The organism is Streptomyces calidiresistens (assembly GCF_014141525.1).
In the GTDB taxonomy this organism is placed as follows: domain Bacteria; phylum Actinomycetota; class Actinomycetes; order Streptomycetales; family Streptomycetaceae; genus Streptomyces; species Streptomyces calidiresistens.
This window is the reverse complement of the sequence record NZ_VKHS01000371.1, coordinates 1-5,249: the sequence shown is the minus strand read 5'-3', so window position 1 is coordinate 5,249 and position 5,249 is coordinate 1. Positions and strand designations below refer to the sequence as shown.

Below are 5,249 nucleotides of genomic sequence, written 5' to 3'. Positions count from 1 at the left end.
GGCGAAGGGCGGGTGGTAGTGCAGGAAGGCGGGCCTCGCCCCGGCCTCCGCGATGACCCCCCGTGCCACCTCGTCCAGATCCACCGGACGGGTGCCCGGCAGCGCCGCCTTCCGCACCGCCGCCAGGGCCCGGCCGACCACCCGGCCCGCCTCCCGCATGGCGTCCATCGCCGCGTCCGACTTGATCTCCACCATCGCGCGCTCCTCCCGTGCCCCGACTCCGGGGCACGACACGTCCGGCCGTCCCGGGGGAGCGACCTTTCCAATTCTTATACCGGTATAAGTATCACGCCCGCTAGGATCGTGTCATGGTGCGCACCCCCCTGACCCCCCTGGAACGCGAGCGCGGTCGGCACCTCGGCCGACTGCTGCGCGAGGCCCGCGGCAACCGCCCCATGCCGGAGATCGCCGCGGCGGCCGGCGTCTCCGCCGAGACCCTCCGCAAGATCGAGACCGGCCGCGCCCCCACCCCCGCCTTCGCCACCATCGCGGCCCTCGCGGCCGTCCTGGACCTGTCCCTGGACGCCCTGGCCGCCTCCCTGGCGGCCGTCGCCGAGCCGATCCCCGTCGGTGCCGACACCGCCGACCGCGCCGCCTGACATCCCCCGGTGTGGCACTCGGTGCCATTCGGGGGTCCGGAACATGTCTGACCGGCATCCGGGAGGGGAATGACGACGGCACCAGGGCTCGGGTCGGGAGCCCCGGCCCCGCCGTGACCCGGCGGCGCCGCCCCGACCCCGCGACGACGAGGAACGGGGCACCATGACCACCGGAACACCCGAGACGAACGACGCGCGCGACCCGGGCGCGCCGGGGGGAACCCCCGGGAGGTCCGCGGCGGAACCGCGGGAGGACCCGGCCGCCCACGCCTCCCGCTGGTACCGGGCCTTCGCCGAGCACGAGGCACCGGGCAACTCCCCGCTCTACGGCACCCTCGCCGCCGGCGTCGCCGGGGACCCGGAGCTGATCGGCCGACTGGCGGCCATGCCCCCCCTCAAGCGGCAGCCCAACCTCCTCTTCGGCGCGGTCCGCTTCCTCGACGGACCCGTCGACACCTGGCCCGCCTTCCGGGAGTGGACCCTCGCCCACTGGGACCGGGTCGCCGCCGTGATGACCGAGCGCCGCACCCAGACCAACGAGGTCGGCCGCTGCGCCGTTCTGCTGCCCGCCCTCGCCGCGCTCCCGCAACCCCTGGCCCTCATCGAGGTCGGTGCCTCCGCCGGTCTGTGCCTGCAACCCGACCGCTACCGGTACAGGTACCGGAACGCCGAGGGCGAACTCCCACCCGTCGGCCCCGCCGAGAGCCCCGTGGTCCTGGACTGCCGGCTCTCCGGCCCGGTGCCGGTGCCCGACGAGCCCCCGGCCGTCGCCTGGCGCGCCGGCATCGACCTCAACCCCCTGGACCCGGCCGACCCGGAGGACGCCCGCTGGCTCACCTCCCTGGTCTGGCCCGGGGAACGGCAGCGCCCCCGCGCCGAACGGCTCGCCGCCGCCCTGCGCCTGGCCGCCGCCGACCCGCCGGCGGTGCTGCGCGGCGACCTCAACGAGGCCGTGGCCGGACTGATCGACAGCGTCCCGCCGGGCACCACCCCCGTCGTCTTCCACAGCGCGGTCCTGATGTACCTCGACCGCGCCGGCCGCGACACCTTCGCCCGCACCGTGCTCGACTCGCCCGCGCACTGGCTGTGCAACGAGTCGCCGGCCGTCTACCCCGACCACGCCGAGGGCGTACCGCCCCTCCCGGAGGACATCGCGGGGGAGACGCGCTCCCCCTTCCTGCTCGCCCTCGACGGCCGGCCCGTCGCCTGGACCGCCCCGCACGGACAGTTCGCGCACTGGCTCGGATAGGTGGGCCCCGGGGGGCCCACCGGTCCGGGCACCGGTCGCGACCCGGGATCACCCGTCCGGGTGGTGAGGAGCCGGGAGGCCGGGGGAAGGTTCCGCGCGCCGTCCGGTGTCCCGTGCGGTACCCCGGAGGAAGGCGTGCCGTGCTGACGAGGTTCGACCGCGACCATCTGCACCGGTTGGCGGAAAAGGTGAGGGCATACGACCTGCGACAGGCGGTGGAGGAGGTGACCGGGGGCCGCGCCGCCCCGGGGGTCGTGGAGGCGCTGGCCTCCCGGTGCGCCTTCGACCACGCCGGAACGCTCCTCTTCCCCGACCACCCCGGGGAGGTGGCGGAGGTGCTGGACCGGTGCGGGTTCGAGGTGCTCGCCCCGGTACCGAGCGTGGTGGTACGCAAACGGCTGGCCCGGCGGTACGGGTGGGCCGAGGACGCCGTCGAGGTGTCGATCGTCACGGCGTGGACCGGCCCGCCGGGAGACGGACACCGGGGCGTCGAGGTCTTCGTCCTCTCCCGGCCGGCGCCGGACGACACCGTGGCGGCGATCGAGCGGAGGGAGCGGAACGAGGACCACCTCGCCCTCCGCGTCACCCACCCCGGGGAGGGCGGGCCGGCCGCCGTCCGCGCGCTGCTGACGGAGGGCCTCTCCCTCGTTCCGGACGGCGGTGGCCACAACCCCCTGGACCGGCCCGGGACGGGCGGCCGCTCGGTGTGGTACTTCACCGCCCCGGGCGCCGGGCGGCTCGAGGTGACCTGCGCGGGGCACCCGGCCGAGATCGGGTGAGCGGCCGGGGCCTCCCCTCCGCACCCGGGCGCGGGGAGCCGCCCGGCGGCGGGTCGGGCCGACCCCGCGCCCGGCGCGGCGGCTCGGGCGACGAGGCCTGCGCCGAGCACCCGCGAACCTCCCGGATGGCCCCGCGGCCGGCGTGCCCGCCGTGACGCACCTCATTCACCGACGGTCCCGCCGGGCGCATCCCGATGCCGTTCGCGGGATGAAATGAGGGGTCCGGGGCGTTCTTCGCTGCGGAGCACCCGGTCCGCACCCCATCCCATCCCGGGAACGGGCCGACGCGACCGGACGGCCACGGACGAGACGGCCACGACGAGACGACGGCGACGGAGGACCTGGCGTGACGGCAGGCGGGCACGAGGAACGGGAACGCACCACCGGGCACGCCCCGGACCCCGCCGGTGGGGCGGCCGGGGCCCCGCCGGGCTCCGCCGTCGGCACCGGTGCCCCCGACCCCACCTCGGCGGACCCCGGTCGCCGGGCGGTGGAGGACGTGCGGCAGAGTGGTGGGCCGCCCGTCCGACCCGCCGGCCGGGCGGGTGCCACGGGTGGAGCGGACACAACGGGGGTCGTCGACCATGGGTTTCACAGCGGACGCGGGCACGGGACCGCCGGCGCCGGAGGTGTGGGCGGCCTTCCTCGCGGCCCGGGGGTTCATGCCCGGGGACGAGGGGTTGGCACTGCACGCCGCGGCGGCGGAGGTCGCCGTCCGCACGGGTCTGCCGCTGCTGGAGATCGGCAGTTACTGCGGGCGTTCCACGCTGCTGCTCGCGGAGGCCGCCCGGCGCGGGGACACGGTGGTGATGACGGTCGATCATCACCGGGGCAGCGAGGAGCAGCAGTACGGCTGGGAGTGGCACGACCCCGACCTGTGGGACCCCGCCGACGCGGACCTGCCGCCCGAGCGGCGGCGGACGGACACGCTGCCCTTCCTCCGACGGACCCTCGGCGACCGCGAACTGGGCCTGGAGGAGCACGTGGTGGCGGTCGTGGGCCGCTCGCCGGTGGTGGCCCGGGTCCTGGGGCCGGGCCCCCGGTTCGGCCTGGTCTTCATCGACGGCGGGCACACCGACGAGCACGCCCGCGCCGACTGGGAGGGGTGGGCGCCCCAACTCGCCCCGGGCGGGCTGCTGGTGATCCACGACGTGTTCCCCGACCCGGCCGACGGCGGGCAGGCCCCCTACCGGATCTGGCGCCGGGCGGTGGAGTCGGGCGACTTCTCCCCCGTCTCCACGACGGGTTCGCTGCGAGTGCTGCGGCGCCGCGGACCGACGGGGGAACCGGCCGACCGGTCGGGGTGAACGCGCGGCCGGGTCGGGCGTTCACCCCGACCCGTCGGGTGTCCCCCGACCCGGGCGGACAACGTCACGGCGGCATCACAAGCGTGTCGCCCCGGCAACAGTCCGCCCTCCACCCGAACCCCGATCCGCGCGGATCCGTAGCATGGGGCCCGCCACCGCCCTGATCAGGCCATGACCACTCCGGGTCCGGTCGGAGCGCGGGCGGGCCGACGGACCGATGACAACCGACTTCGACGAGGGACTACACGTGAACAACCGCTCGCTCACACGAGGCGACGCAGTGGTGATCGGAGCAGCGGTCCTGCTGTTCATCGCCTCCTTCCTGAACTACTACAGCTTCCGCGGGTACGGCGGTGTCAGCGGGTGGCACGCCGACATCTTCCCCGTCCTGCCCTCCATCTTCCTGGCGGGCTTCATCGCCGCCGGTCTGATCGTCGGTTCGCGCTTCATGGCGCAGCCGCTGCGGGAGCGCGAGTTCCTGGGGCTGCGTCCGGAGCAGTGGGGCATCGCCCTGGCGGTGACCTCGCTGTGGGCGGCGTTCTGGGGTCTGATCGGCGGCCCGAGCGACAGCTTCGGCCCCGGCAAGATCGTCGGTTTCCTCGGGGCCCTGCTGCTGGCGGGCGCCGCCGCGGCCGGCCCGATGGTGCCGGCGCTCCGGGCGCCGCTGACCGGGGGGCCGAAGCCGACCGCCCCTCCCGCCGGTCAGCAGCAGTTCGGTCAGCCGGGCCAGCCGCAGCCGGGACACCCCGGGCCGAGCCCGCAGCCCGGCTACGGCTACCCGCAGCAGCAGACGGCGGGTGCCGCCCAGCAGCCGGTCGGCGCGACGGGCGGCCAGCAGCCGGGGGCCCCGGGCGGCGGGGCGAACCCCTCCTTCCAGCCCTTCTGGTTCGCGGTGCCCGCGCAGCGCCCGCTGTACGCCGAGGACGGTTCCTCCGGTCCGATCGCCGAACTCACCCCGGGCACCTGGTACCTGGCGGTCGAGCAGCGCGGTCAGGCCCTGGTCGCGCAGACGCAGGACGGTCGCCGGGGCGTGCTGCACGACACCTCCGACATCCACCGCAGCTGATCCGTCGGCGGGGGGCACCCGCCGCCGTGCCGCCCGGGACGCGCCCGGGCGGCACCGAAATCACCCGGCGCCGGCCGGGACGGTCCTTCCGGAACCCTCGGGACCGTCCCGGCCGGTGCCGTTCCCGGGACCACCCACCGGCTCCACCGGTTTCATCGGTTCCATCGGTTTCATCGGTTTCATCGCCCCGACCGGTTCACCGGTCGCGACCGGCACGACCGCCCCGGCGGGGCGCGGGCCCCGGGGGGC

At 76.0% G+C, this 5,249-nt stretch carries 5 protein-coding genes and 1 pseudogene; 5 read left to right on the top strand and 1 reads right to left on the bottom strand.

Translation table 11 applies throughout. From position 1 onward, the window contains the following. Positions 1-195, bottom strand: a pseudogene (locus FOE67_RS15680) (type I methionyl aminopeptidase); the annotation flags it as partial. Positions 196-308: 113 nt separating this feature from the next. Between FOE67_RS15680 and FOE67_RS15675 the strand changes: the two are divergent. From FOE67_RS15675 to FOE67_RS15655, 5 genes are all read left to right on the top strand, one after another. Then, positions 309-599 (top strand): helix-turn-helix domain-containing protein, encoded by a 291-nt coding sequence (locus tag FOE67_RS15675; RefSeq protein ID WP_182664727.1) that lies wholly within the window; start codon positions 309-311, stop codon positions 597-599. Between the two features lie 163 nt (positions 600-762). Continuing rightward, entirely contained in the window at positions 763-1,848 is a 1,086-nt protein-coding gene (locus FOE67_RS15670; RefSeq protein WP_182664725.1) for a DUF2332 domain-containing protein, read from the top strand. 140 nt (positions 1,849-1,988) lie between these two features. Continuing rightward, positions 1,989-2,627, top strand: coding sequence for a hypothetical protein (locus FOE67_RS15665; protein ID WP_182664723.1), 639 nt, complete (start codon positions 1,989-1,991; stop codon positions 2,625-2,627). Between the two features lie 584 nt (positions 2,628-3,211). Next, positions 3,212-3,934 (top strand): class I SAM-dependent methyltransferase, encoded by a 723-nt coding sequence (locus FOE67_RS15660; protein WP_182664721.1) that lies wholly within the window; start codon positions 3,212-3,214, stop codon positions 3,932-3,934. Between the two features lie 247 nt (positions 3,935-4,181). Then, the gene (locus tag FOE67_RS15655; protein WP_182664729.1) at positions 4,182-5,000 is read left to right on the top strand and encodes a DUF5336 domain-containing protein; all 819 of its coding nucleotides are present in this window, start codon (positions 4,182-4,184) and stop codon (positions 4,998-5,000) included. The last annotated feature ends 249 nt before the right edge of the window (positions 5,001-5,249 follow it).

Coding starts and splice junctions, on each gene's coding strand:
- FOE67_RS15675 (WP_182664727.1), top strand. CDS start 309: ATGGTGCGCACCCCCCTGACCCCCCTGGAACGCGAGCGCGGTCGGCAC.
- FOE67_RS15670 (WP_182664725.1), top strand. CDS start 763: ATGACCACCGGAACACCCGAGACGAACGACGCGCGCGACCCGGGCGCG.
- FOE67_RS15660 (WP_182664721.1), top strand. CDS start 3,212: ATGGGTTTCACAGCGGACGCGGGCACGGGACCGCCGGCGCCGGAGGTG.